The sequence below is a fragment of the Arsukibacterium sp. genome, from assembly GCF_041616895.1.
Taxonomy (GTDB): Bacteria; Pseudomonadota; Gammaproteobacteria; order Enterobacterales; family Alteromonadaceae; genus Alishewanella.
This window is the reverse complement of the sequence record NZ_JBFJPY010000020.1, coordinates 1-23740: the sequence shown is the minus strand read 5'-3', so window position 1 is coordinate 23740 and position 23740 is coordinate 1. Positions and strand designations below refer to the sequence as shown.

The following is a 23740-nucleotide window of genomic DNA, read 5'->3' as shown; positions in this document are numbered from 1 at the left end:
GGGGCTTTCGAGCCCCTTTATTTTATCTATCATAAAAGGCAAGTCAGATGGTTAAGATGTACGTAGGTATGAAAACAGTGCTAGGTATTACCTGCCTGATAATTGTAGCCGGGTGCAAACCCGCAACAGAGGTTGTGGCAAAACAGCCAACAGCTGCTGAGCAGTTAGCAGAATTAGATCAGGGAATACGGAATTTAATAAGTAGTCCCATCGCGCAAGAAATAGCGAGTTGTAAAATAGTGACACTGAATGCAATTGATTGTCAGGAGCCGGCTAAACATTTACTTTATTCAGCTGAGAATACAAATGAACAAGTGCTGTTAACGTTAGTGAAGAAATATAATCAAATTGTGTTAGCACAAGCCGGTAACTCAGAAGCCTGCATGGCCAACACTCAGCCGTCAGTCATGTTAGATAAAGACTTATGTATTCCGGTTGAATTTGCGACAGAGTAAATAGTGGGTACCTGCAATGAGGAATGCACTTAATACACCGAAAAAATGGGCTGACGTTGTCAGAGGGTTGGCGCTGCTGAGTTTCTTGCAGCGCGCCCCAGCTAAATTAACTGCTGATTAGCTACCATAAATGACCTGCATCCATAGCATCACGTTCAAATAGTAAACTGCTTGAAAAATGTGGAGGCATTACAAACAGTAGAGCTAAAGCTACACATAACGATTCGCTAGTGGCAGCGTAATGCGAGCATTTAACGCTTAAGCTGCTCAATAGGAAGAATATCACTCATAACGCATCTTTTATTTGTTGCAGTTCCTCTGCGTTGAACTGATATAACTGATTACAGTACTCACAGGTCATTTCCAGTTTACCCTCAGCAATGTGCTCAGTCAGGGCCTCTTTGCCAATGCTAAACAGCGCTGTTTCGCATTTCTGGCGCGAACAGCCGCAGACAAAGCTGACGTGTTGTGCCGGAAAAAGCTCTACTTGTTCTTGATGAAACAGCCGGTATAGCATGTCTTCAGCCGGTAATGTCAGCAATTCACTGCCCGTTACCGTGTCGGCCAGTACCACTAGCTCGGCAAAATCTGCGGCTGCTTTTTCCGCCTCGACCGGTAACACCTGCAGCATTAAACCCGCGGCAGTATTTTTTGTGGTTATGTCAGTAAATATGTACAAGCGGGTGGGTAGTTGTTCCGATTGCGCAAAATAACCTTCTAATGTACTCGTTAAGGTATCACCGGTTAACGGAATGATGCCCTGATAGCGTTCGCCCTGGCGGGGAGTGATGGTCACAATCATGTACCCTTCGCCGATTAACTGGCGAAAACTGTCGCCACTCAGTTCAGCCTGTAGCCTGACCACGGCACGAAAATTCTGATTATTATCACCATTTACGGCGGCAAACTTGACCGGACCATCGCCTTGTAATTGCACGGCAATTTCGCCGTCAAATTTTAAGGTTGCGGTAATTAAACTGGTTGCTACAACTAATTCCGCCAGCAGTTGTTTAACCGGTAATGGATAGTGATGGTTTTGCAGCATCTTATCCAGGCTAACTGCAACCTGCACCAATTCGCCCCTGACATGTTTTTGCTGAAACAAAAAGCGATGTAACGTATCCTGGTTCATAAATTCTCTCTTACTGCTTTGATTTTAATAACAATAGCTGGCGACGCATTTTTTTATCCGGCTTAGTGTCCGGGTGTGGTGCAAACAAGCTGTTGGTTTTACGTAGCTCAGAGCGGGCCAGGCGCTGCTCGGCGCTGGCCTCGGTTTCCTGATACAGTGCCTGTGCCAGGGGGGCGGCAAGCCGTCTTTCTGACAGCCCCATAACAATAACCGTTTTTTCGTCAGTACCTTGTGCCAGCTTAATGGTGGCACCAATCTCAACCTGGCGGCTTGCTTTGCAACGCTGCTCATTGTAGTGTACTTTTCCGCCTTCGATCATGCTCTTGGCCAGAGCGCGGGTTTTGTAAAAACGACAGGCCCAAAGCCATTTATCCAGCCTTATGCTGTCGTTTTGCTGTGTCGTGGCCTTTGGTGTTGTCATAATTAACCTGTATGCTGAACTGAATGTGCATTATAGTGCCAAACAACATGCGAAGCGTACCCCCGGGATTATTTTCACTGTTAGTATTTTGTAAAAATGCCAACGGACCCTTGTTGGTATGCTGACAACTGAGTAAGATGAAACCGAACTTATTATAAGAAAGCTGAAATGAATCTGTCTTTGTCATTGCAAGAGTTTAACCGCATTAGCCAGCGTCTGCCGGTCAGTACGTTACGAAAACTGCTGAACCTGACTCTGGTGCTGTTGCTTGCCTGGCTGCTGGCCCGTTTAAGCTGGCAGTTGTTGCCAGAGCCTGAGTTTACCAGCCCCGTATCAGCGCCGCAGGCAAGCATTGCATCAACCGGTATTGCCACCACTTCGCTTGAGCAGCTATTAACTTACTCCCTGTTTGGTGAGGTGACGGCTGAACCGGAAAGGGCAGCTCCGGTAGTGACAGAAGCACCAAAAACGCAGCTTAATGTCAAACTGACCGGCGTCGTTGCTCAGGCTGATCCCAACAGTGGTAGTGCTATTATCGAAAGTCGGGGTGGCGAAGGCACTTATGCAGTTGATGATACGATTGATGGCACTAATGCGGTATTAAAGCAGGTGTTAATTGATCGGGTGCTCATTCAGCAGGCGGGCCGTTTTGAAACGCTGATGCTCGATGGTATTGAATATACCAAGATGGCTCAGGCAAATGCCGGGCTTGGACGGGAAGACAGCCCGGAACCGAGTTATGAGAACGAATTAGTGGCCTCGCCGCAGGCAGAAGCGCCGGTGCTGGATGAAGGCGACTTAGGCGTCAGCCGCGACGAACTACTGGCAGAGCCAATGAAGTTTTTTGATTACATCCGGGTGTCACCGCAGCAACGCGACGGCGCACTGGTGGGATATAAATTAATGCCCGGCAAAGACCCGGCGCTGTTTACCCAGCTGGGTTTACAGCAAAATGATCTGGCAATAGAGATTAATGGTATTCCGCTGAACGATATGCAGCAGGCCATGCGGGTGATCAACGAGCTGAGAGATGCCAGTGAAGCCGCAATTAAAATAGAACGTGACGGCGAAATCAGAGATATTCTGGTTAGACTTTCGCAATAAAATAATTAGATAACAATTGGTTAAATTCTCATGATATCAGGTGGTTTTTTCAGGGGTTCAGGGCGTACATTAGCTGGTTTACTGGCAGGTGCGTTGTTAAGTTTTGCGGCACTGGCTGATACTGAACAAGTGCAGTATTCACCTAATTTTAAAGGTACAGATATCAACGAATTTATCAATATCGTGGGTATGAACCTGAAAAAAACCATTATTGTCGATCCCCAGGTACGGGGTCGGATTAATGTCCGCAGTTATGAAATGCTGAACGAAGAACAGTACTACCAGTTTTTCTTAAACGTGTTAGAGGTATACAGCTTCGCCGTAGTGGAAATGGAAAGTGGCATTTTAAAAGTAGTACGTAATAAAGATGCCAAAACCTCTAATATTCCGGTGGTAGGCGATGATGACCCCGGATACGGTGATGAAATGGTAACCCGGGTGGTGCAGGTTCGAAACGTTTCGGTGCGTGAACTCGCACCATTACTGCGTCAGTTTAGTAATCAGGCCGGTGGTGGCCACGTAGTTAACTACGACCCGTCCAACGTTATTATGATGACCGGGCCAGCAGCAGTAGTAAACCGGATTGTTGATATTATCCAGCGGGTAGATAAAGCCGGTGATCAGGAGTTAGAAATTCTGAAGCTCGAATTTGCTTCAGCCGGTGAGATTGTCCGCATTCTGGAAAGTATTTATAAAAGCCAGGGCCGGGCTGAGCAACCTGATTTTCTGATCCCGAAAATTGTCGCTGACGAGCGTACCAACAGTGTTATTGTCAGCGGCGAATTACAGGCCCGGCAGCGGGTGATTGAATTGGCAAAGCGGTTAGATGCTGAGCTGAAAACCAGCGGTAACACCCGGGTCTATTATTTAAAATACGCCAAGGCCGAAGAGTTGGTACCGGTATTAAAAGGGGTAAGCGAGTCTATTGTTGCCGAAGTACAGGGCGCTACCGGGGCGGCAGGCGCACAGGGCGCCCGGCGGACTCAAGGCTCTGGCCGTGAAATCAGTATCGAAGCGCATGCTGACAGTAATTCTTTAGTAGTTACCGCGCAGCCAGATATGATGCGCTCGTTAGAAGATGTGATCCGCCAGCTGGATATTCGTCGCGCGCAGGTGCTGGTAGAAGCGATTATTGTTGAAGTATTTGAAGGCGATGGTACCGATTTTGGTGTGCAGTGGATTAACGCCAATGCCGGTGGCACTAATTTTAGTAGCGGTAATACTATTCCGATAATTGGCGTGGCAGCTGGCGCTGTTCAGGCCTCGCAAATTACCCGAGGTACAGAACAAACTGTTGCTAATCCAAGTGGCGGTTCAACCACAACACGAACTCCGGACTCCAATCGCGATTATTCCGGACTTGCGACAGCGTTACAGGGGTTAAATGGTGCCTTATTGGGTTTTGTTCAAGGCGATTGGGCTGCTATTTTGCAGGCCGTGCGCACCAGCACCAACTCAAATGTGCTGGCCACGCCGCATATTACTACCATGGATAACCAGGAAGCCTTCTTTTTAGTCGGCCAGGAAGTCCCTGTTATTACCGGCTCAACCACCGGTGCCAACAACACGAATCCGTTTCAGCAGGTTCAGCGCCAGGAAGTGGGTATTAAACTTAAGGTTACCCCACAAATTAACGAAGGTAACGCGGTACAACTGACCATTGAGCAGGAAGTGTCGAGCATTGGCGGCGCTACTGCGGTAGATATCACTATCAATAAACGCGAAATTAAGACCACGGTAATAACCGATGACGGTGCAACCGTAGTGCTGGGTGGATTAATTGATGAAGATGTGCAGGAAAGCGAGTCTAAAGTGCCGCTGCTGGGCGATATTCCGTTTCTGGGGCATTTATTTAAATCGACCAGCGTAACCAAGCAAAAGCGTAATTTGATGGTGTTTATTAAAGCGACTATTGTGCGCGAAGGCTCAGCGATTTCCGGTATTTCCAAAGCGAAATACAACCATATTCGCGCCGAGCAATTATTACGCGATGAAGAGGGTATCCGGTTGATGCCCAATACTAAACAAGTGGTGTTGCCTGAATGGGATGACTCACTGGTACTGCCGCCGACGTTTGACCGCTATATGGAAGAACAGCAACAGAAACCGGCAGAGTCGCAGCCTGCAACCGGAACGCGTGACTGATGGAAAGCCTGGTAGCAGAAGAAGTTAAACCGGTGAGCAGCCGAATCCGGCTGCCGTTCAGTTTTGCCAAGCGCCATGGCGTATTACTGCAACAGCAGCCAAGCGGCTGGCTATTGTATGTGCAACCGACCACCCGACCGGAATCGGTGTTAGAAGTGCGACGCCTGCTGGCGGAGGGCTTTACCGTGAAATCTCTGTCGGCGCCAGAGTTTGAAGCTTTGCTCGAAGCCAGTTATCAGCGCGACTCTTCTGAAGCACAGCAGTTGATGGAAGACATTGGCAATGAAGTTAACCTGGCTTCTCTGGCAGATGATATTCCGGAAACGGAAGACCTGCTGGAAAATGAAGATGACGCACCGATCATAAAACTGATTAACGCCATGCTCGGTGAAGCAATTAAACTGGGCGCTTCTGATATTCATATTGAAACCTTTGAAAAAGCCCTGATTATCCGATTCAGGGTGGATGGTTTACTGCGCGAGGTATTGCGCCCTAACCGCCGACTGTCCAGCTTGCTGGTATCACGGATTAAAGTGATGTCGAAAATGGACATTGCGGAGAAACGGGTGCCGCAGGACGGTCGTATCAGTTTAAGAATTGCCGGACGGGCGGTGGATGTGCGGGTGTCGACCATGCCATCAAGCCATGGCGAGCGGGTCGTGTTACGTTTGCTGGATAAAAACAACTCGCACCTGAACCTGGCCGATTTAGGCATGACCCTGGCCGTGCAACAGGCGTTTTCCAAACTTATTCTAAAACCCCATGGCATTATTCTGGTTACCGGGCCAACCGGTTCCGGTAAAAGTACTACGTTGTATGCCGGGTTAACCGAAATTAATACCAAAGACCGCAACATTCTCACCGTCGAAGACCCGATAGAATATGAACTTGAAGGCGTGGGACAAACCCAGGTCAATACCAAGGTGAATATGACCTTTGCCCGTGGTTTAAGGGCGATACTGCGGCAGGACCCGGATGTGGTGATGGTCGGTGAAATTCGCGATCTGGAAACCGCACAAATAGCTGTCCAGGCCAGCTTAACGGGCCATTTAGTATTGTCTACCCTGCACACCAACACAGCAGCAGGCGCCATTACCCGCTTAGAAGACATGGGTGTTGAAGCGTTTTTGTTATCTTCCAGTTTGCTCGGTGTTTTGGCCCAGCGTCTGGTGCGCACCCTTTGCAGCCATTGTAAAGAACTGCACGAACCGGATAAAGAAGAGCGTAATTTGCTTGGGGTCGGTAAAAAAGAAGGCCAGCACATTTACCGGGCAAAAGGGTGTGAGCATTGCAATTTCACTGGCTACCGTGGCCGTACTGGTATTCACGAGCTGCTGCAGGTGGATGAAACCATTCGCGAGATGATCCACAACGGTAAAGGCGAGCAGTCTATCGAAAAATATGCTCGGGCACATTGCCCCAGTATCCGGGTCGATGGCTTCAGCAAAGTTCTGGCTGGCGAAACCACGCTGGAAGAGGTATTGCGGGTTACCCGTGAGGATGTGTAATGGCCGCATTTGAATACCAGGCGCTGGATTTACGCGGTAAAAAAAATAAAGGGGTGCTGGAAGCGGACAACGCCCGCCACGCCCGGCAGCTGCTGCGTGAGCAAAAGCTGCAGCCGCTAAGTGTGGAGTTGGCGTCACAACAGGAAAAGCTGGTAGCGTCCGGCCGTAAATGGTTAAGCCGCAAGATTTCAGCGTCTGAGCTGGCATTACTGACCCGCCAACTCGCCACTCTGGTCGAGGCCGCCTTGCCGATTGAGAGCGCCTTGCTGGCAGTAGCGGAGCAATGTGAAAAGCCCCGTTTACAAAATATGATGATGGCAGTGCGTTCCAAGGTGGTGGAAGGCTACACGCTGGCCGAAGGGCTGGCAGAGTTTCCACACGTGTTTGATCATTTGTTTCGATCGATGGTCGCGGCAGGCGAAAAATCAGGTCATTTAGAGCAGGTGCTGAACCGGTTGGCCGATTACACCGAGCAGCGTCAACATATGCGTAGTCAGATCCTACAGGCGTTATTGTACCCGATAATTTTAACGTTTTTTGCGGTGCTGGTAATTAGCATTTTATTAGCCGCAGTGGTGCCGAAAATTGTTGGGCAGTTTGAACATATGGGCCAGTCATTGCCCGGTACGACCTTATTTTTAATTGCTGCCAGTGATTTTATTCGCAACTACGGCATCTTAGTATTAGTGGCTTTAATGCTGGGGGCGGTGTTCTGGCAGCGGGCGTTGCGTAAACCTGAGCTTAAATACCGCTGGGACCGCTTTACCCTGCATCTTGGCATGTTTGGCAAGGTCAGCCGCGGACTCAACACCGCTCGTTTCGCCCGCACCTTAAGTATTCTTAATGCCAGCTCAGTACCGCTGTTAGAAGCGATGCGGATAAGTGCGGATGTCCTTGGTAACAGCTATATGAAAGAAGCTGTGGCGGATGCAACCGGCCGGGTGAGGGAGGGGACCTCGCTGCGTAATGCCCTAGAGCAAACGAAAATGTTTCCGCCCATGATGTTGCATATGATTGCCAGTGGCGAGAAAAGTGGCCAGCTGGACAGCATGCTGGAACGGGCCGCTAATTCTCAGGACAAGGAATTCGAGACATTGGTAACGGTGTCTTTAAAAGTGTTTGAACCGGTGCTGGTCTCTGTGATGGCTGGCATGGTGCTTTTTATTGTGATGGCGATATTACAGCCAATTTTAGCGTTAAATAATATGGTAGGTGGATAACATGTTAAGGCAGATACAAAAAGGTTTTACCTTGCTGGAAGTGATGGTGGTTATTGTTATTCTGGGCATTATTGCCAGCATGGTGGTACCTAATTTAATGGGTAATCAGGAGCAGGCAGCCAAACAGAAAGTGGTGGTTGATATTCAGCAGCTGGAAAGTGCCCTGGATATGTATCGCTTGCGCAACGGTTTTTATCCCACCACAGAACAAGGTATAGGGTCTTTAGTTACGGCTCCGACGTCGCAGCCAGCGCCACGGTCATTTCCTGAGGGAGGGTTTATTCGCCGCCTGCCAAAAGATCCCTGGGGTGAAGAATATATTATGGTTAGCCCCGGACAGCTGGGCCGGATAGATGTTTATAGTAAAGGGCCGGATCGGGTCGCCGGTACTGATGATGATATTGGTAACTGGAACCTGGATGAAGCCGATCGTAGTAATAATTAATGGCCGCTAAGCCATTAACGCGCTTAAAGCAACCTGGCTTTACCTTGTTAGAGGTGATGCTGGTGTTGCTAATAATCGGTTTGTTGGCGACTACTGTGGTGGTTAATTTCAGCGGTGACTCACCCGAGCAACGTTTGCAAAAAGAAACCGAGCGGTTTCAGCAGGTTTTTCAGTTTGTTGCCGAAACAGCGATGTTAAAACAGCAGGAATGGGGTCTGGTGCTACAGGAAGGAAGCTACAGCTTTGTCTACTTTGATGGCGAGAAATGGCTGCAGGCCGATGAGCCAAAAGCCGCTGAGCAATATGAGTTGGCAGAGGATATCCGGTTGCAACTGGAACTTGAAGGCCTGCCTGGGGCTGAGCTGAGCCTGTTAAGTCAGCTAAACTGGCAGGATCAGGATGATTTTGATGATGCTGACAACGAACAACCCCCGGTATTGCCTCAGGTGTTTATTTTATCGTCCGGTGAAATCAGTCCGTTTCGGTTAATGTTTCAGTTAGGTGAGCGGCTGGAGCAGGTTAGCCAGACGGTTGGCACCGATTTCACCATTCCGCTTAGTCGTTCTGACGTTGTCACGGTGCGCTGATGAATAACCGTGGTTTTACCTTGCTGGAACTGTTGGTAGCAATGGCCATATTTGCTACCGCTGGTCTGGCGATTATGCAAGCCAGCTCAGGCCATATCCGGGCATTAAGTCAGATCGAAGAATTAACCATCGCCGGTTATGTAGCGAATAATCAATTACAACTGGCGATGATAGAGCCAAACTGGCCACCGCGCGAGCTATTACAAGGTGAAGTTGACATGGCGAACCGGCAGTGGCTGTGGCGCCAGCGGGCCACAACTGTGCCTGATGCCGACCTGCGACAGGTGGTAGTGAGTGTAAGCCTGGCAGAGCAGCCGGACGATGTCTTGCTGCAACTGACAACCTTTATAGGTAAACCCAGTGGTTAAACAACAGGGCTTTACGTTTATTGAGATGCTGCTGGCGACCGCTATTTTTGCCATGGTGGGGTTGGCATCTGTCGCTGTTTTAACCAGTGTTACAAACAGCGATGAGCTGTCCCAGGAAGCAACCGGCCGGATCCAGCAACTGCAGCGCACTATGTTGATGCTGGAGCGTGATTTTATGCAAATAAGTACCCGTTATGTCAGGCTTGATGGCGAAGCACCGGTCGACTACAGGTTATATGGTGAGCAATATTTACTGGAAAGCGAAGATCATGGTTTGAGCTTTACCCGTCAGGGCTGGCGTAATCCAGGGTACATTCTGCCACGAGGCGAAGTGCAACTGGTCGCGTATCGGCTGGAGCAGGGCGAACTGCAACGGCTGTTCAGCTTGTACCCAGATGCCGTAGCAGGCAGTGAGCCGCTGGTGCAGGTACTGCAACAGAATCTGACCGCATTTAGCGTTAGCTATTTACAAGGCGAAGAATGGCTGGAGAAATGGCAGAGCAATGTTATGCCCAAGGCTGTTAAAATTACCCTGACCCATGAATACCTGGGCGAAATAGAGCGCATTTTCAGCCTGCCCGCCGGTATGGTGGTGCAGCGCAGTGTGAGTGCGGCAAATCCGGGTGGAGCCAACCCGCAGAATAACGAGCGCGACAGGCCGGCTAACCCCACTAACCCCGGGCAGCCTAATAACCAAAGACGAGAGCAGCGTTAATGGGCCGCTCACAGCGCGGGGCAGCGCTTATCACTGTATTAATGATTGTGGCTATCGTCGTTGTTATCGCAGTAAACATGACCGGACGGCTGCAGTTACAGTTACAACGCCAGCAAAACTTACAACAGCAACAACAGGCATTCTGGTATGCGATGGGTGCTGAAAACTTTGCCAGGGTGTTACTAAGTCGCAGCTTAAGTGGCCAGGAGACCGTTAACCTGCAACAGGACTGGGCCCAAAGTGGTGCCAGCTTTGTGGTCACTGATGGCAATATCGCTGGTGAGATCTCGGATTTGCAAGCCTGCTTTAATCTGAATGCGTTGCAGCAGGCGGGCCAGCGCGGCCCCTCTGGTCGTATTGAGCAGACCGCAGCGCAGCGCAGCTTTACCCGATTGCTGGAGCTTGCCGCGACAGACTTATCGATGCCGGCAGAATATTTGATGGCAAGAGTACATGACTGGATGGACGAAGACAGTTTACTGAGCACCGCTGGCAGCGCTGAAGAAGACGATTATGCAGCCTTGCAGTTTCCCTATTATACCGCGAACTCATTAATGGTGTCGGTCAGTGAACTGCGCCAGATCCTGGATATTACCCCGGCCGATCTGCAAATGTTGTTACCTTATGTATGCGTGGTTCCGGAAAATAGCCAGTACCAGCTTAATGTTAATACGCTGACTGAAGACACCGCAATATTACTGGCGGCGCTTGTGCCTGAGCTTACCGAAGCCGACGCTATAGATATGATCGCGGAAAGGCCAGAGAATGGCTTTAACAGTATTGATGAGTTGCTGGCTTTGCCGCAGCTGGCAGGAATTGAAATGGCAGATGACGTCAAAGCCTTATTAACGGTAAAATCCAGTTACTTTCAGTTACTCGCCACTACTTCTTATCTGGAAAGTGGTTTCGTGCTAACGTCGATATTCAGAGTTGATGATGAAAATACAGTCAGGGTATTGGCCCGGCGATTTGGAGGCCAGGGGTGAGTGAACAGTTAATTATCCGGTTAGGAAGCCGGGCTGAGCAGACGATAAGCTGGCTGGTCTTTGCCAGCCACAATAGCGAAGTGATTGCCTCTGGTGAAGTGGCCAATGCCGATCAGCTGAGCGAACTGGCCGAACGTGTTGGCAGCCGGCCGGTTATTGCCTTGGTGCCCGCATCAGATGTGGTATTAAAGCAGGTTAATTTGCCCACCCGGCCCACCCGACAAATTCTGCAGGCTTTACCCTTTATGCTCGAAGATGAGCAAGCTGAAGATATTGATCAGCTTTGGCTGGCGCTTGGCGCATTAGAGCAGCAAGAGGGCCAGTATCAGCAACAGGTTGCCGTAGTGCAACGTGAGCGAATGGACGGTTGGCTAAGCTGGTTGCAGGACGCGGGTTTTAATGTGGTGCGGATGCTGCCTGATGCCTTGTTGTTACCTGATAATCCTTTGCCTGCCTGTATTGAACTGAATAACCAATGGCTGATAAAACAGGGGCCCTGGCAGGCGAGCGCCATCGATAATAGCTGGTGGCCTCAGTATCTGGCATTAGCTGCCTTGCCCAATATTGCCAGCTATAGTCCGTGGCCGCACGATATTATGCAATCCCAGCAAAGTATGGAGCCAGAGCTGCCACTGGTGTTATTGGCCCGCCAGCTGCCGCATATCAGTTTTACCTTGCTGCAAGGGCCCTATGCCCCGAAACGACAAACCAACAAACACTGGCAGCAATGGCGGAGCAGTGCCGTGCTGGGTGTAATTTGTCTGGTAACTTATTTAGTGGTGCAGGGGTTTTCTATCTGGCAACTGGACAGACAGCTAACCCAGGTACAACAGCAAAGCCTGAGTGGTTACCAACAAGCGTTTCCCGGCGAAACCATTGTCAATTTGTCGCGGCAGATTGAGCAAAAGCTGGCAGCGGCAGGTTTAGGCGGTGAAACGGTTAATTTTTTAACCCTGTTAGATGCACTGCAACGACAATTAGCAGAAGTTGGTGATATAAAAATAGATACTTTACGGTTTGATGCTACCCGCACTGAATTACGTTTTTCAGCAAATGCCGGTGGTTTTCAGAATTTTGAACGTTTAAAAACTGCGCTGGAAAGTGCCGGTTATGAAATTGAGCAGGGCGCCTTAAGCAATGATGGTGCCCGGGTACAAGGCACTGTAGTAATGCGGAGCAGAACATGAAGCAGCAAATACAAACCTGGTGGACTGGATTAGCGGCTCGCGAGCAACAGCTGCTGAGTATCGCAGCGGTAGTGCTGAGTATCGGCGCGCTGTACTGGTTTATCTGGCAACCTTTGCAGCAAGGTTATAGCAGCAAGCAAAGCGCTTTACATCAGGCGCAGATGCAGTTGCTGAAATTTCAGCAGGCGCTGCCTCAATTACAGCAGGCCAATACCAGCCAGGGACGGGTTGGCGGCAGTCTGGCTCAGATAGTCAGTAACAGCTCACGTACCTACAATATCCGGGTAAGCCGGATGCAGCCGCAAAATGATCAGTTGCAACTGGTATTAGAAGATGTGCCCTTTGAACAGCTGTTACGATGGGTGGCGCAATTACAAAATAATAATGGTGTAAAGCTGGTCAGTCTGGATATCGCCAATACCGATAGCAGCGGCATTGTAAGGGTACGACGGATGGTAATCGAATAATATGAAGTATTGGAAATTATCGCTAACAGCATTTCTCGCTTATCTGGTTTTTATGTTGTATTTGCTGCCTGCAGCCTGGGTGCTGCATTGGGTTGGGCTGCCGCCTAATGTTAAACTTGGCCCGGTACAAGGCACGGCATGGCAGGGTTCAGCAAGCATAGCGCAATACCAGAATTTGCAGTTTCAACAATTACGCTGGCATTTTAATGGCTGGTCGTTATTTAGATTAGCACCACAAGTGACGGTGACCGCCGGTAGTATTGGCGAGCGTGACCACCCCTATGCACAAGCCAGTCTGGCGTATAGCTTTAGTGGCCTGCAAGTGCAGCAAGCGTTGCTGCGTATACCGGTTAGTCAGCTGTTACCATTACTGGAGCTGCCGTTGCCGGTGGCAGCGACGGGCGAGTTGATGGTTGAGGTGCAGGACTTCCAGCAAGGTAAGCCCTGGTGCAACAGCCTTGCCGGGAACGCCAGTTGGCTGGATGCGCGGTTGCAACCCCCTACCGGAACCTGGCTTGAGCTAAACAGTATTGTCGCCGACTTGCGCTGTGAGCAAGGCAGCCCTGTGCTGATAACCGATGGTGAAAACAGCCTCGGCCTGGCCGTCACCGCGGGCGTCGAAAACAGCAGACTAACGGTAAATGGCAGTTTAAAACCCGACCCCAGCCTGCCCAGCGAAGTGCATCAGGCGATGCAGTTTGTTGGCCGGGCCGATGCGCAGGGTCGCTACACCATAAAGTTCTAATTCAGCTAAGAGGATAGAATGCCTTACCCGGCAGTTTGGCGCAGTTTTGAGTTAGCCAGAATATCTTGTAGTAGCGGCGTGTAGTCAGTGATCGCCGGAAACTCGGTAATGATTCTGGTTTGCTGCTGACTATCCGGATTAGCCACTGCCAGCAAATGTTGAATGCCGAAGTTTTGGGCGGCGGTCAGAATGGGCAGGCTGTCATCGACAAATAAGGTGGTGTCATTATTAAAGCCAAGCCGTTGTTGCAGCTTTTGCCACAGTGCCCAACTCTCTTTGGTTACGCCAAATTCGTGGGTAGAAATAAGAGTGTCGATATATTTAGCTAAATCGGTACGTTCCAGTTTCAGCGATAGGCTGTCAGGGTGTGCATTGGTCACCAGCACTACCTCGCGACCGGATTGCTTGAGCGCGGTTAAAAACGCTGGAACGTCGGGGCGCATCTGAATTTTGTCCATCACTTCACGTTTCAGCTCAGTAATTGGCAGTTGCAACCGTTCTCCCCAATAATCCAGACAGTACCACTGCAGCTTACCGTTAAGTTCTGCGTATTCGCTTTGTAACTGTGCTTTAGCGTCTGCCAGACTGATACCACTAATCTCGGCCCAGCGTTTTGGCAAATGTTCCAGCCAGAAGTGGTTGTCAAAATGTAAGTCTAGTAAGGTACCATCCATGTCCAGCAATACGGTATCAATTTGTGACCAGTCCAGCATAGGTTTTTCCTGTCATTCGTTTTATAGTAGCCGCAGTAGATTGTAACAGAGGCCAGGTCATGACGCAGCGCCACCCAAACAAACAAGTACCGGAAATTCTGGCACAGGAAATCGTCGCCCAAAGCAGACTGTTTAAAATAGAGCAGTTGCAGTTACGCTTTAGCAATGGTGCAGAGCGGACTTACGAGCGGATGCGCGGTTCTGGTCGCGGTGCGGTAATGATCGTAGCCTGTCCGGATCCTGAACACTTTTATCTGATCCGTGAGTACAGTGCTGGTACCCATGATTATCAGCTCGGTTTCCCCAAAGGGCTGATTGACCCAGGGGAAGATGTGCTGGCAGCTGCCAACCGGGAGCTCAAAGAAGAAATTGGCTTTGGTGCAGGCCGTTTTATTACATTAAAGTCTCTGGCGCTCGCTCCGGGATATTTTAATGCTACAATGCATATAGTTCTGGCGTTCGATTTGTATCCTGAGCAACAAGAAGGTGACGAACCCGAACCGCTTGAGTTAATCAGTTGGGCGCGCGGTAACAGTGACCTGTTATTGCAGCAAGTCGATTTTACCGAAGCACGGAGCGTCGCTGCCCTGTTACTGGCACAGCAATACCTGGAAGCAAACCCGGATGTTTTTAAGCAAACTGCTTGAGAGTGTAAAACAGACCGCCCGTGAAGCCGGCCAGCATTTATGGCAGCTGTATCAAAGTGGTGACTTTGTTGCGGAAATGAAAGCCGACACCAGCCCGGTAACTACTGCCGACCTTGCTGCCAACGCCTTAATTATTTCCCGCTTGTCAGACTTGACGCCGGATATTCCGATAATTTCTGAAGAAACTACCATAATTCCCCTGGCGCAGCGTCAGCATTGGCCGCGCTATTGGTTAATTGACCCAATGGATGGCACGCAGGAGTTTGTCGCCCGCAGTGGCGATTTTGCCGTAAGCATTGCGTTAGTTGAACACGGCTGGCCCGCCCTGGGGGTAATTTACTGGCCAAAAGAAGATATTTTATACTACGCCACCCGAGGCCATGGCTCATTTAAACAACAGCGCAATTTAATTAACCGGATGCAGGTGCATCAGCACCAACAAGGTGAAGTGCTGCGTATTGCGATAAGCCGGCGTCAGCCATTACAACCTATCATCGCTTTGCTAAGTGAGCGCCAGAGTGTTGAATACATCCCGCTGGGCAGTTGCTCGCTGAAAAGTTGCCTGGTGGCAGAAGGTAAAGCCGACTGCTATCTAAGGTTAGGTCCTACCGGTGAATGGGATACCGGCGCGGTGCATATTATCGTGGAAGAAGCGGGCGGAAAAATTCTCGATAGTCAGTTTTCCCCGTTGAGTTACAATCAGCGGGAAACTCTGGCAAACCCCGATTTTATGGTGATAGGCCAGGCCCAGCTGCCGTGGCGGGAACTTATTCAAGCCAAACCAACTACCAGGCCACTTTTGTCATAAACAGCCATTTATTTTGCATAACTTTGCTATAGGCCAAGCCTGGCGTGGTTTTCTACGATTATTGCCGTATTCACAACTATCTTTTTTGCCGTCGAAACGCTAAGATACCGAAGTATTTTTTGCGCAAAAACCAGGCTTTTGCGCAAAAAATAACATAATTAATAAGTCCGCTAGAGACTGCACCCTTACCTACAGTACCCTTAGGAGTTACATCATGTCCGATCTGGATCTGGGCCAATACGGCATTACAGATGTCACGGAAATCGTTTATAACCCATCGTACGATTTACTGTTTGCGGAAGAAACCCGCAGCGATCTGCAAGGTTATGAACAAGGCAAACTGACCAAACTGGGCGCGGTTTCGGTTGATACCGGTATCTTCACCGGCCGCTCACCTAAAGACAAATATATTGTTCGTGACGATACTACCCGCAATACGGTGTGGTGGTCAGATCAAGGTAAAAACGACAATAAGCCCATCAGCACTGAAGTATGGACTGACTTAAAGTCACTGGTAACCCGTCAGCTTTCTGGCAAGCGTTTATTCGTCGTTGATACCTACTGCGGTGCTAATGCTGATACCCGGTTAGCAGTGCGCTTTATTACCGAAGTCGCGTGGCAGGCACATTTTGTAAAAAACATGTTTATCCGGCCCAGTGATGAAGAACTGAAAAGCTATAAGCCAGACTTTATCGTTATGAACGGTGCTAAGTGTACCAATCCAAACTGGCAGCAACAGGGCTTAAATTCAGAGAATTTTGTGGCCTTTAACCTGACAGAGCGTATTCAGTTAATTGGCGGTACCTGGTACGGCGGCGAAATGAAAAAAGGTATGTTCTCAATGATGAACTACTTTTTACCGCTGCAGGGAATTGCTTCCATGCATTGCTCGGCCAACGTGGGTAAAGCAGGTGATGTTGCAGTATTTTTCGGCTTATCTGGCACCGGCAAAACAACCTTATCTACCGATCCTAAGCGGCAGCTGATTGGTGATGATGAACACGGTTGGGATGATGACGGCGTATTCAATTTTGAAGGTGGCTGCTATGCAAAAACCATCAATTTGTCGCAGGAAAACGAGCCAGATATTTACCAGGCCATTCGCCGCGATGCACTGTTGGAAAACGTTAGCGTAGCCAATGACGGTTCTATCGACTTTGACGATGGTTCGAAAACCGAAAATACCCGGGTGTCCTACCCCATCTACCATATCGACAACATTGTCACACCGGTATCTAAAGCAGGCCACGCAAAGAAAGTTATTTTCTTAACCGCGGATGCCTTTGGCGTGTTGCCGCCGGTATCAAAACTGACTAAAGAGCAGGCCAAGTATCACTTTTTATCAGGTTTTACTGCCAAACTGGCCGGCACCGAGCGCGGCATTACTGAGCCAACTCCTACTTTTTCCAGCTGTTTTGGCGCGGCCTTTTTAAGCCTGCACCCAACGAAATATGCTGAAGTGTTGGGTAAGCGCATGGCAGATTCAGGTGCCGAAGCCTATCTGGTCAATACCGGCTGGAACGGTACTGGCAAGCGTATCTCCATTAAGGCTACCCGTGCCATTATCGATGCTATTTTAGATGGCAGCATTGAGAATGCTGAATTTGTGCAGTTGCCCTACTTTAACCTGGCGATGCCAACGCAGTTGCACGATGTAGAAGAGGGGATTCTGGACCCACGCGCGACTTATAGTAACCCGGCAGACTGGGAAACCAAAGCAACAGACTTAGCCAAGCGTTTTGTTGATAACTTTACCAAGTTTACCGATAACGCCGAAGGCAAGGCGTTAGTGGCCGCTGGCCCGCAACTGTAATTCTATTGGTTGGATAGTATAAAACAGGCCGCTTTTGCGGCCTATTTTATTTTATGTGGGTTAGCAACTTAATCGTTTTTTCTATAATATTCCGTTAAATCAGGTGCAAAAGAATATATATTGCCTAGAGTTAAGGAAAAGTATGGTAAACAGGTTTAGAAGTTAACTTATTCGCTCTGCCTGCTATATGCGGGTGTTAATTATGTAATTCAGCACACACTGGGGTGACAGATGTTGCGGTCTATATCAATTCAAAAACGATTACTGGTAGCCTTTGGTTCTTTAGCGCTGCTTATGGCCATTAGCGGTATATTCAGTTTACGGAGTTTGTCTGAGGTACGGGCTCAGGCTAATTTCGTTGAAACTACAGTTGTATCAGGCTTGTCTGGCATAGGTACTCTGGGCACTGATATAAATCGGAACAGAGCGTTAACGTTACGGCTAATGTTGGCAATTGATATCCGTGAGGAGGAGGGCACCTTCGAAAGTATCCAAAAACTTAGAGAAGAAATTGTAAGTACTGAAAAGCCCTATGAAGAAACAATATTTGACCCAGCAGAACAGATAATTTTCGATAAATATCTTGCCGCAAGAAAACAATACTTTGATCTTCAGGATGTCGCTTTAGACTTTTTGCGTAAGGAGGAGTTGGGTGCGGCACAGGATTTATTAGATCAGATGAATCCGGTAGCTGATGAAATAGCTCAATCGTTAGTTAAACTAAAAGATATTAACGAACAAGCCGCCAGAGAAGCGCGCGCCTCGGCTATAGACACCTTTGCGGCCACCAAAGTAGCAGCAATAATCATAATTATTGTCGTTTTAGCAATTGCTATGACAGTATCATTTTTAATTTCACGAAGTATCAGTGTGCCGTTGTCTCATTCCGTTGCCTCAGCACGATTTATTGCTGATGGCGATCTTACCCAGCACGTTTCGGTGGATGGCAGTGATGAGCTAACTGAGTTATCGCAGGCATTGCAGCAAATGCAGCGAAAGCTGCGAGATGCCATTGGCCATATTGCCAGCTCATCAAACCAACTGGCCTCTGCAGCTGAAGAGCTAAATGTGGTGACAGATGAGTCGGCCAAAGCACTGCTGCTTCAGAACGATGAAGTGCAGCAAGCGGCAACGGCTATTACTGAAATGAGCTCGGCGGTCGACGAAGTTGCGGGCACGGCATTAAAAACCTCTGAAGCGTCATCACAGTCTGCCGGATTGGCCAGAGATGGTACTCAGAAAGTGGTGCAAACCAGCAAAGTAATTGAAAAAATGAATGCTGAAGTGCGCCAGAGTACACAGGTGATTAATACCCTGGCAGAAAAAGTCTCGTCAATTAATCAGGTGTTGGAAGTGATCCGCAGCGTGGCTGATCAAACCAATTTACTGGCGCTGAACGCGGCCATTGAAGCAGCACGGGCCGGTGAAGCCGGTCGGGGTTTTGCAGTGGTGGCGGATGAAGTGCGCAGTCTGGCTTACCGGACGCAAACCTCTACCGGCGAAATTGAACAAATGATTCAGCAGGTTCAATCTTCCGCGAAGGAGGCCGTTGATGCGATGCAGTTAATCAGTGGCAATGCAGACAATGCACAAAGCGTAGCAAAGTCAGCGGCAGATGCGCTGGAGCTGATTGCTGAGAATATTTCCGCCATTAGCGATCAAAACCATGTCATCGCCGGAGCGGCCGAAGAGCAATCAAAAGTCGCGCGTGAAATTGACCGCAATATTGTCACCATCAGTGATTTAGCCTCACAAACAGCGGATGGCTCCAGCCAGACCAGCGCCAGTGCCAGTGAGTTAACCCGCCTGGCAGTTGAACTGAATGAGCTGGTCAGTAAGTTTAAGGTTTAGATGTCAAAGGGTGAGGTATTAAGATAAGTAAAACAGGCCGCAATTGCGGCCTGTTTTACTGATGTTAGTTAATCATCCGAAAGATTTTTTAAACGATGTTCCCAGCGACGTTTGGCAAAGCGGCGCATATTCGGAATGTCATCGGTTTCATCCATTATCGGTTGGCCAATAATGGTTTCGATAACATCTTCCATGGTAACCAGGCCCAGCCAGCTGCCGTACTCGTCGTACACCAGACACATATGCTGGCGTTCATGCATCAGCTGAGTCATTAAATGCTCGGCGTTCATTTTATCGGAGATAACCTTAACCGGTTTCATGATATCCGCCACGACCTGCTGGTCTGTAATATTTAACAGGTCATAGCGAAACACAATACCCAGTGGCGACTCGTCTTTATCCAGTACTGGGTAACGTGAGAATTGTCCTACTTTTACCCGTTCGGTAAACTCTGCTAACGGCTCGTCCGGACTGGCACTTTCACAAACGGTGCGCGGGGTCATAATATCGCGTACTTTAAAGTCATGCAGATCGAGAATATTGGCAATAACGCGCTGTTCATCCTCATCCAGTTTATTCATTTCCCGGCCCAGCACGGTAAGCGCTTTAATCTCCTGGCGCAAATCAGGTTCGTGATTGGTGCCACCGAATAGCTTCATTAATTGGTCCGACAGCCAGATAAAGGGCCGCAGTACAGTGATCATAATTTTCAGGGTGAAAGGCAGAATGGGCGCCAGCGCCGGCCAGTAACGGGCACCAATGGTTTTCGGGATAATTTCAGACAATACCAGAATAAGCAGGGTCATCACGGCAGAGGCGATACCCAGATAGCCATCACCAAACACCAGCGTCACCTGGGCACCTACGCCTGTAGCGCCAACGGTGTGAGCAACGGTATTCAGGGTCAAAATAGCCGCCAAGGGCTGATCAATTTTATCTTTTAATACTTTAAGTTTTTGATAAAGATTAGGATTTTGTACTTTTTGCTGGGCAATATAACTTGGGGTTACCGATAGTAATGCCGCTTCCAGAATGGAGCAAATAAACGATACCGCGATAGATAGAACTGCAAACGCAATTAACAGGCTCATACAGGTTGGTTACAACACTCCACTTTGAATCCAAGGCGGCAGTATAAAATGGGTGATACAAAAAAGCGAGTCAGCATTGTGCTAACTCGCTCAAGTTCACTGCTGAAGTTATAATTCGGTAACCTGATAAACCGTCACACTGCCACTTACTTCGTTACCGATAATCAGTAAGGGGTTACTATTCGGACTGTCGCTTGCCGATACAAACTTAATGCTCTCCGGACCAAGGTCGCCGGTAAGGGGTACCTCGGTGCAGTCCAAGCCCTCGGTCGGGTCGCATGGGTTAGCTAAATCGTCATCCAGTTCAAATTCGGTGCTAAAGTCACGGTTAATATAGTGACTAACAAATGCAGCCTGAAACGGGTTGGTCACATCATAGATGAATAGATCGCCAGAGCGCTCCTGAGCAATAAATGCGTAAGTGCGGCCTTCAATGTTACCAACATCAATGGCTTCGGGTTCGCCACCTTTGTCGTCAGAGCGGTTATCACCCTTGTTTTCAGTATGAGCACTGTTAAAGTTATTCCCTAATATCGCAGCAGAGATCCGGCCAAAATCGTCACCTGAATCATAAACCATATTAATGTTCTGATCCCAGATAGAGAAAGAACGCGCACCGTAGCTATAAAGCTTCGTTACCACGCCGTCGTTATCAGGATCGACCATTGCGGCAGAGACCTTTAAGCGGCCCAAGCCATCATCGCCGCCGGTAGTGTCATATAACGCCTGCAACTCAGTATTGAACGTTTTATTCAATTCATCCGGGTCAATAATGTCGGCAGCACGAATATCTTCGGAGTAGGCATCCCAATCGCGAGAGTCACCTTCGTTGGCAGATACAATAAAGGTGGCGCCGTTCCACTGGTACGAGGCAATACTGTCAGGCTGGTACATTCCGTAAACGTTGGGCAGTTTAGCAAATGAAGCGACTTCGTCTTTATTGGTATAATCAATCAAATATTGGCCCCAGTCTTTAAAACCCAAGGCTTTTACTTCAATGGTCATTGCCTCGAGGTCGATAATACCAATAGCGTTTGCTTCTTGCAGCGATACCCAGGCTTTTTTGCTATCTGCTGCGACAGTGATGTACTCAGGTTCTAAATCCTGGGCAACGGTGGTGCCTGCCGGGCCGGCGAATTTAACCCCAGCAGCTTGCAATAATGCCCGACGTTTGACGTCAGTGTCGAAGTCGCTGGCAGAGACTAAGTCAGAGCTGAACACCATGTCTGTCGTTAAATTAACAGTGGTGGCAAGATCTGCCGGAACTCCATCAGCAAAATTAATCACGGAAATGCTACCTTCCGGATCAAACATGTAATCGGTATCGGGTTCGCCTTCATTAGCTACCAGTACCTTGCTACCATCTGGAGTAAAAGTCAGCATGTCAGGTAAGGCACCGACACTCACTGCTTTAATAAAACTGCCTTCGCCCATCGCGTTCAGGGTATAAAATAATACGACACCGTTGTTGGTTTTGACTGGCGCGGCGAGCGCAATCGCCAGTAAATCTCCATAAATTGCTATCGAATTGGCTTCGCCCAGTAACACATCAATATCGGCACCGGTAGCATCTTTAACCGTAACGGTATCAGCAAAAGTGAACGGAACGGAGCTGAGGCTATCATCGGTAATGCCATTGCCCACAGCCGTTATTGGTAAATTGGTTAAATTGATAACCTCAATCTGGTTATCGGCAGAGTTGATGGCAAAAGCGGAGTTTGATGTTTTGTGAAACTGGACGATTTCGGCAGCTGACTTACCATAAATACCAGTATTAAAGCGGCCTACCACTTCTATATTTAGTGCGCGTGGCAGGTTTTTACCGGGCTGACCGGCTTGGCCTGATTCACCAACCGGACCGGCCGGGCCTGCAGCCCCAACGGCACCATCGTCGCCATCCAGTGTACAACCCGACATTATAGTAATAATACTAAGCGTAAGTAATGAGCGTTTTAACATGCTGATGTCCCTGATTTCATTGTTAAAAGTTAAATAACTAATGAGTCAGTTTCAGCATGGCTGGTGACAGTGGCATGAAAACAAGATGATCTTTTTATGACGGCAACTTTTATCCAGCGTGTTGCTGGATAAAAAGTTGCTTTGGCATCAGGTTGACGGTTTCATGTAACTCTGAATACACAATTACCACTTCGCCGTTTCTTAGCTGGCGTTTAACGGCCGCCACTTTTTCTGGAAGGGATACTTCCTGCTCGCCATAGTCGGTACCTTCGCGCAGCACATAATATTCGATCAAATTATTTAGGGTATCCTCAGCAATATCGGTGTAGGGAATAATCATAAGTGCAACTGTTGTTTAATAAAGGCGGGAATACGCTGATTGAGCCAGAACTGTGGTTTTAGCACACTGCCATAAACAAAACCAACATGTCCGCCGCCACTGGTTAGCTCATAATGAATATGGCTGCTTAGCTCGTCAGTTTTTGGAATGACTTCATCGCTCAAGAAAGGGTCGTCTTTGGCATGAATAATTAAGGTTGGGATCTGAATGTGACGTAAAAATGCCATGCCGCTGGCGCGCTGATAATAGTCCTGGGCATTTTTAAACCCATGAATAGGCGCCGTAAAGTACTCATCGAACTGTTCAATACTGGCAAAACCCTGGATCTGTTCAGGCGTTAAGGGCAGCGGGAAATCATTAAATTGCTGCAATTTTAACAAAGTACTGCGTTTTAACCGGCCCAGCAGATAACGCTGATACAGCTTGCTGCTGCCGGTGTTAATGCGCTTGGCGCAGGCCGCTAATGACAATGGCGGGCAGACTGCAACGGCTGCCGCTAAAGGATTTTGTGCTGCTTGCTCACCGCAATATTTGAGCAATACGTTGCCACCCAGCGAATAACCAACCGCGACCAAAGGCCGCTTCGGATAACGCTGCTTTATATCTTTTATTACCAATGCGGCATCAGCGGTATCGCCACTATGGTAAGCCCTGGGTAGTTTATTGGGTTTACCGTTGCAACCGCGAAAATGCAGCAATACGGCCGACCAGTTAAGCGTACGGCACTGTGCCAGCATCGCCTGAATATAATGGCTGTTAATATCTCCGGCCAGGCCATGCAATAAAATAAGCAGTGGCGTGTTATCGCTGGCGCTTGCACAGTGCAACCAGTTTAGCTGCAGCTCATCACCATCTGGCAGGCTGAATATCTCGGCTTCGGTAGTTAGCTGCTGCTTAGGGCTTAAATACTTGGCAAATATCGTTTGCAGGTGGGCATGCTTTAACCACCAGGCTGGCTGAAACGGTGGATGAACAACTGGTCTGAGCTGAGCTTGCAAATGTATGTATCCTGATAAACAATGGTTTAAATTTT

The 23740-nt window shown here is 48.8% G+C and carries 24 protein-coding genes; 17 read left to right on the top strand and 7 right to left on the bottom strand.

Features of this window, described 5'->3' with window-relative positions; translation table 11 throughout:
• Positions 1-47: 47 nt before the first annotated feature.
• Complete coding sequence (locus tag ABY802_RS05590; protein WP_372626032.1) at positions 48-455, top strand: hypothetical protein; 408 nt, start codon at positions 48-50, stop codon at positions 453-455.
• Between the two features lie 286 nt (positions 456-741).
• Here ABY802_RS05590 and hslO read toward each other — a convergent pair whose 3' ends face one another.
• Together hslO and hslR are read right to left on the bottom strand one after the other, a co-directional pair.
• Positions 742-1587 carry an Hsp33 family molecular chaperone HslO gene (gene hslO, locus ABY802_RS05585; protein WP_372626031.1) on the bottom strand — a complete coding sequence of 282 codons (846 nt, stop codon included), beginning with the start codon at positions 1585-1587 and terminating at the stop codon, positions 742-744.
• A gap of 10 nt (positions 1588-1597) precedes the next feature.
• On the bottom strand, positions 1598-2008 hold the full coding sequence (gene hslR, locus ABY802_RS05580) for a ribosome-associated heat shock protein Hsp15 (RefSeq protein WP_372626030.1): 411 nt from the start codon (positions 2006-2008) through the stop codon (positions 1598-1600).
• 168 nt (positions 2009-2176) lie between these two features.
• Between hslR and gspC the strand changes: the two genes are divergently transcribed.
• From gspC to ABY802_RS05520, 12 genes are read left to right on the top strand one after another with little or no spacing between them, the layout of a single operon-like run.
• Positions 2177-3112 (top strand): type II secretion system protein GspC, encoded by a 936-nt coding sequence (gene gspC / locus ABY802_RS05575; RefSeq protein ID WP_372626029.1) that lies wholly within the window; start codon positions 2177-2179, stop codon positions 3110-3112.
• Between the two features lie 30 nt (positions 3113-3142).
• On the top strand, positions 3143-5257 hold the full coding sequence (gene gspD, locus ABY802_RS05570; protein ID WP_372626028.1) for a type II secretion system secretin GspD: 2115 nt from the start codon (positions 3143-3145) through the stop codon (positions 5255-5257).
• Positions 5257-6765 (top strand): type II secretion system ATPase GspE, encoded by a 1509-nt coding sequence (gene gspE, locus ABY802_RS05565; protein ID WP_372626027.1) that lies wholly within the window; start codon positions 5257-5259, stop codon positions 6763-6765. The genes gspD and gspE overlap by 1 nt, the downstream gene beginning before the upstream one ends.
• The gene (gene gspF, locus ABY802_RS05560) at positions 6765-7985 is read left to right on the top strand and encodes a type II secretion system inner membrane protein GspF (RefSeq protein WP_372626026.1); all 1221 of its coding nucleotides are present in this window, start codon (positions 6765-6767) and stop codon (positions 7983-7985) included. The genes gspE and gspF overlap by 1 nt, the downstream gene beginning before the upstream one ends.
• Before the next feature lies 1 nt (position 7986).
• The gene (gspG, locus tag ABY802_RS05555) at positions 7987-8430 is read left to right on the top strand and encodes a type II secretion system major pseudopilin GspG (protein ID WP_372626025.1); all 444 of its coding nucleotides are present in this window, start codon (positions 7987-7989) and stop codon (positions 8428-8430) included.
• Positions 8430-9017: a type II secretion system minor pseudopilin GspH gene (gspH, locus tag ABY802_RS05550; protein ID WP_372626023.1), complete on the top strand. Its 588-nt coding sequence runs from the start codon at positions 8430-8432 to the stop codon at positions 9015-9017. Before gspG ends, gspH begins: the two co-directional genes overlap by 1 nt.
• Positions 9017-9385 carry a type II secretion system minor pseudopilin GspI gene (gspI, locus tag ABY802_RS05545; RefSeq protein ID WP_372626022.1) on the top strand — a complete coding sequence of 123 codons (369 nt, stop codon included), beginning with the start codon at positions 9017-9019 and terminating at the stop codon, positions 9383-9385. The genes gspH and gspI overlap by 1 nt, the downstream gene beginning before the upstream one ends.
• Complete coding sequence (gene gspJ / locus ABY802_RS05540) at positions 9378-10100, top strand: type II secretion system minor pseudopilin GspJ (RefSeq protein WP_372626021.1); 723 nt, start codon at positions 9378-9380, stop codon at positions 10098-10100. The genes gspI and gspJ overlap by 8 nt, the downstream gene beginning before the upstream one ends.
• Positions 10100-11086, top strand: coding sequence for a type II secretion system minor pseudopilin GspK (gene gspK / locus ABY802_RS05535; protein ID WP_372626020.1), 987 nt, complete (start codon positions 10100-10102; stop codon positions 11084-11086). Before gspJ ends, gspK begins: the two co-directional genes overlap by 1 nt.
• Complete coding sequence (gspL, locus tag ABY802_RS05530; RefSeq protein ID WP_372626019.1) at positions 11083-12273, top strand: type II secretion system protein GspL; 1191 nt, start codon at positions 11083-11085, stop codon at positions 12271-12273. Before gspK ends, gspL begins: the two co-directional genes overlap by 4 nt.
• Positions 12270-12740, top strand: a complete 471-nt coding sequence (gene gspM / locus ABY802_RS05525) for a type II secretion system protein GspM (RefSeq protein WP_372626018.1) — start codon at positions 12270-12272, stop codon at positions 12738-12740. Before gspL ends, gspM begins: the two co-directional genes overlap by 4 nt.
• A gap of 1 nt (position 12741) precedes the next feature.
• Positions 12742-13485, top strand: coding sequence for a type II secretion system protein N (locus ABY802_RS05520; RefSeq protein WP_372626017.1), 744 nt, complete (start codon positions 12742-12744; stop codon positions 13483-13485).
• A gap of 23 nt (positions 13486-13508) precedes the next feature.
• Here the strand turns inward: ABY802_RS05520 and yrfG are convergent, their stop codons facing one another.
• Positions 13509-14198 carry a GMP/IMP nucleotidase gene (gene yrfG, locus ABY802_RS05515; protein WP_372626016.1) on the bottom strand — a complete coding sequence of 230 codons (690 nt, stop codon included), beginning with the start codon at positions 14196-14198 and terminating at the stop codon, positions 13509-13511.
• 59 nt (positions 14199-14257) lie between these two features.
• Between yrfG and nudE the strand changes: the two genes are divergently transcribed.
• The 4 genes from nudE to ABY802_RS05495 all read left to right on the top strand — a co-directional run bounded on the left by nudE (position 14258) and on the right by ABY802_RS05495 (position 19317).
• Positions 14258-14845, top strand: a complete 588-nt coding sequence (gene nudE / locus ABY802_RS05510) for an ADP compounds hydrolase NudE (protein ID WP_372626015.1) — start codon at positions 14258-14260, stop codon at positions 14843-14845.
• Positions 14823-15653, top strand: a complete 831-nt coding sequence (cysQ, locus tag ABY802_RS05505; RefSeq protein ID WP_372626014.1) for a 3'(2'),5'-bisphosphate nucleotidase CysQ — start codon at positions 14823-14825, stop codon at positions 15651-15653. Before nudE ends, cysQ begins: the two co-directional genes overlap by 23 nt.
• A gap of 214 nt (positions 15654-15867) precedes the next feature.
• The gene (pckA, locus tag ABY802_RS05500) at positions 15868-17466 is read left to right on the top strand and encodes a phosphoenolpyruvate carboxykinase (ATP) (RefSeq protein WP_372626013.1); all 1599 of its coding nucleotides are present in this window, start codon (positions 15868-15870) and stop codon (positions 17464-17466) included.
• A gap of 231 nt (positions 17467-17697) precedes the next feature.
• Positions 17698-19317, top strand: a complete 1620-nt coding sequence (locus ABY802_RS05495) for a methyl-accepting chemotaxis protein (protein WP_372626012.1) — start codon at positions 17698-17700, stop codon at positions 19315-19317.
• A gap of 68 nt (positions 19318-19385) precedes the next feature.
• Here the strand turns inward: ABY802_RS05495 and ABY802_RS05490 are convergent, their stop codons facing one another.
• The 4 genes from ABY802_RS05490 to ABY802_RS05475 form a co-directional block, all read right to left on the bottom strand.
• Positions 19386-20408 (bottom strand): CNNM domain-containing protein, encoded by a 1023-nt coding sequence (locus ABY802_RS05490; RefSeq protein ID WP_372626011.1) that lies wholly within the window; start codon positions 20406-20408, stop codon positions 19386-19388.
• A gap of 108 nt (positions 20409-20516) precedes the next feature.
• On the bottom strand, positions 20517-22367 hold the full coding sequence (locus tag ABY802_RS05485; RefSeq protein WP_372626010.1) for a choice-of-anchor I family protein: 1851 nt from the start codon (positions 22365-22367) through the stop codon (positions 20517-20519).
• A gap of 109 nt (positions 22368-22476) precedes the next feature.
• Positions 22477-22707, bottom strand: coding sequence for a YheU family protein (locus ABY802_RS05480; RefSeq protein ID WP_372626009.1), 231 nt, complete (start codon positions 22705-22707; stop codon positions 22477-22479).
• Positions 22704-23740 (bottom strand): hydrolase (locus ABY802_RS05475; RefSeq protein WP_372626007.1); only part of this gene is annotated, 1037 nt, incomplete at its 5' end. The genes ABY802_RS05480 and ABY802_RS05475, both read right to left, overlap by 4 nt.

Coding starts and splice junctions, on each gene's coding strand:
- ABY802_RS05590 (WP_372626032.1), top strand. CDS start 48: ATGGTTAAGATGTACGTAGGTATGAAAACAGTGCTAGGTATTACCTGC.
- hslO (WP_372626031.1), bottom strand. CDS start 1,587: ATGAACCAGGATACGTTACATCGCTTTTTGTTTCAGCAAAAACATGTC.
- hslR (WP_372626030.1), bottom strand. CDS start 2,008: ATGACAACACCAAAGGCCACGACACAGCAAAACGACAGCATAAGGCTG.
- gspC (WP_372626029.1), top strand. CDS start 2,177: ATGAATCTGTCTTTGTCATTGCAAGAGTTTAACCGCATTAGCCAGCGT.
- gspD (WP_372626028.1), top strand. CDS start 3,143: ATGATATCAGGTGGTTTTTTCAGGGGTTCAGGGCGTACATTAGCTGGT.
- gspE (WP_372626027.1), top strand. CDS start 5,257: ATGGAAAGCCTGGTAGCAGAAGAAGTTAAACCGGTGAGCAGCCGAATC.
- gspF (WP_372626026.1), top strand. CDS start 6,765: ATGGCCGCATTTGAATACCAGGCGCTGGATTTACGCGGTAAAAAAAAT.
- gspG (WP_372626025.1), top strand. CDS start 7,987: ATGTTAAGGCAGATACAAAAAGGTTTTACCTTGCTGGAAGTGATGGTG.
- gspH (WP_372626023.1), top strand. CDS start 8,430: ATGGCCGCTAAGCCATTAACGCGCTTAAAGCAACCTGGCTTTACCTTG.
- gspI (WP_372626022.1), top strand. CDS start 9,017: ATGAATAACCGTGGTTTTACCTTGCTGGAACTGTTGGTAGCAATGGCC.
- gspK (WP_372626020.1), top strand. CDS start 10,100: ATGGGCCGCTCACAGCGCGGGGCAGCGCTTATCACTGTATTAATGATT.
- gspM (WP_372626018.1), top strand. CDS start 12,270: ATGAAGCAGCAAATACAAACCTGGTGGACTGGATTAGCGGCTCGCGAG.
- ABY802_RS05520 (WP_372626017.1), top strand. CDS start 12,742: ATGAAGTATTGGAAATTATCGCTAACAGCATTTCTCGCTTATCTGGTT.
- yrfG (WP_372626016.1), bottom strand. CDS start 14,198: ATGCTGGACTGGTCACAAATTGATACCGTATTGCTGGACATGGATGGT.
- nudE (WP_372626015.1), top strand. CDS start 14,258: ATGACGCAGCGCCACCCAAACAAACAAGTACCGGAAATTCTGGCACAG.
- cysQ (WP_372626014.1), top strand. CDS start 14,823: ATGTTTTTAAGCAAACTGCTTGAGAGTGTAAAACAGACCGCCCGTGAA.
- pckA (WP_372626013.1), top strand. CDS start 15,868: ATGTCCGATCTGGATCTGGGCCAATACGGCATTACAGATGTCACGGAA.
- ABY802_RS05495 (WP_372626012.1), top strand. CDS start 17,698: ATGTTGCGGTCTATATCAATTCAAAAACGATTACTGGTAGCCTTTGGT.
- ABY802_RS05490 (WP_372626011.1), bottom strand. CDS start 20,408: ATGAGCCTGTTAATTGCGTTTGCAGTTCTATCTATCGCGGTATCGTTT.
- ABY802_RS05485 (WP_372626010.1), bottom strand. CDS start 22,367: ATGTTAAAACGCTCATTACTTACGCTTAGTATTATTACTATAATGTCG.
- ABY802_RS05480 (WP_372626009.1), bottom strand. CDS start 22,707: ATGATTATTCCCTACACCGATATTGCTGAGGATACCCTAAATAATTTG.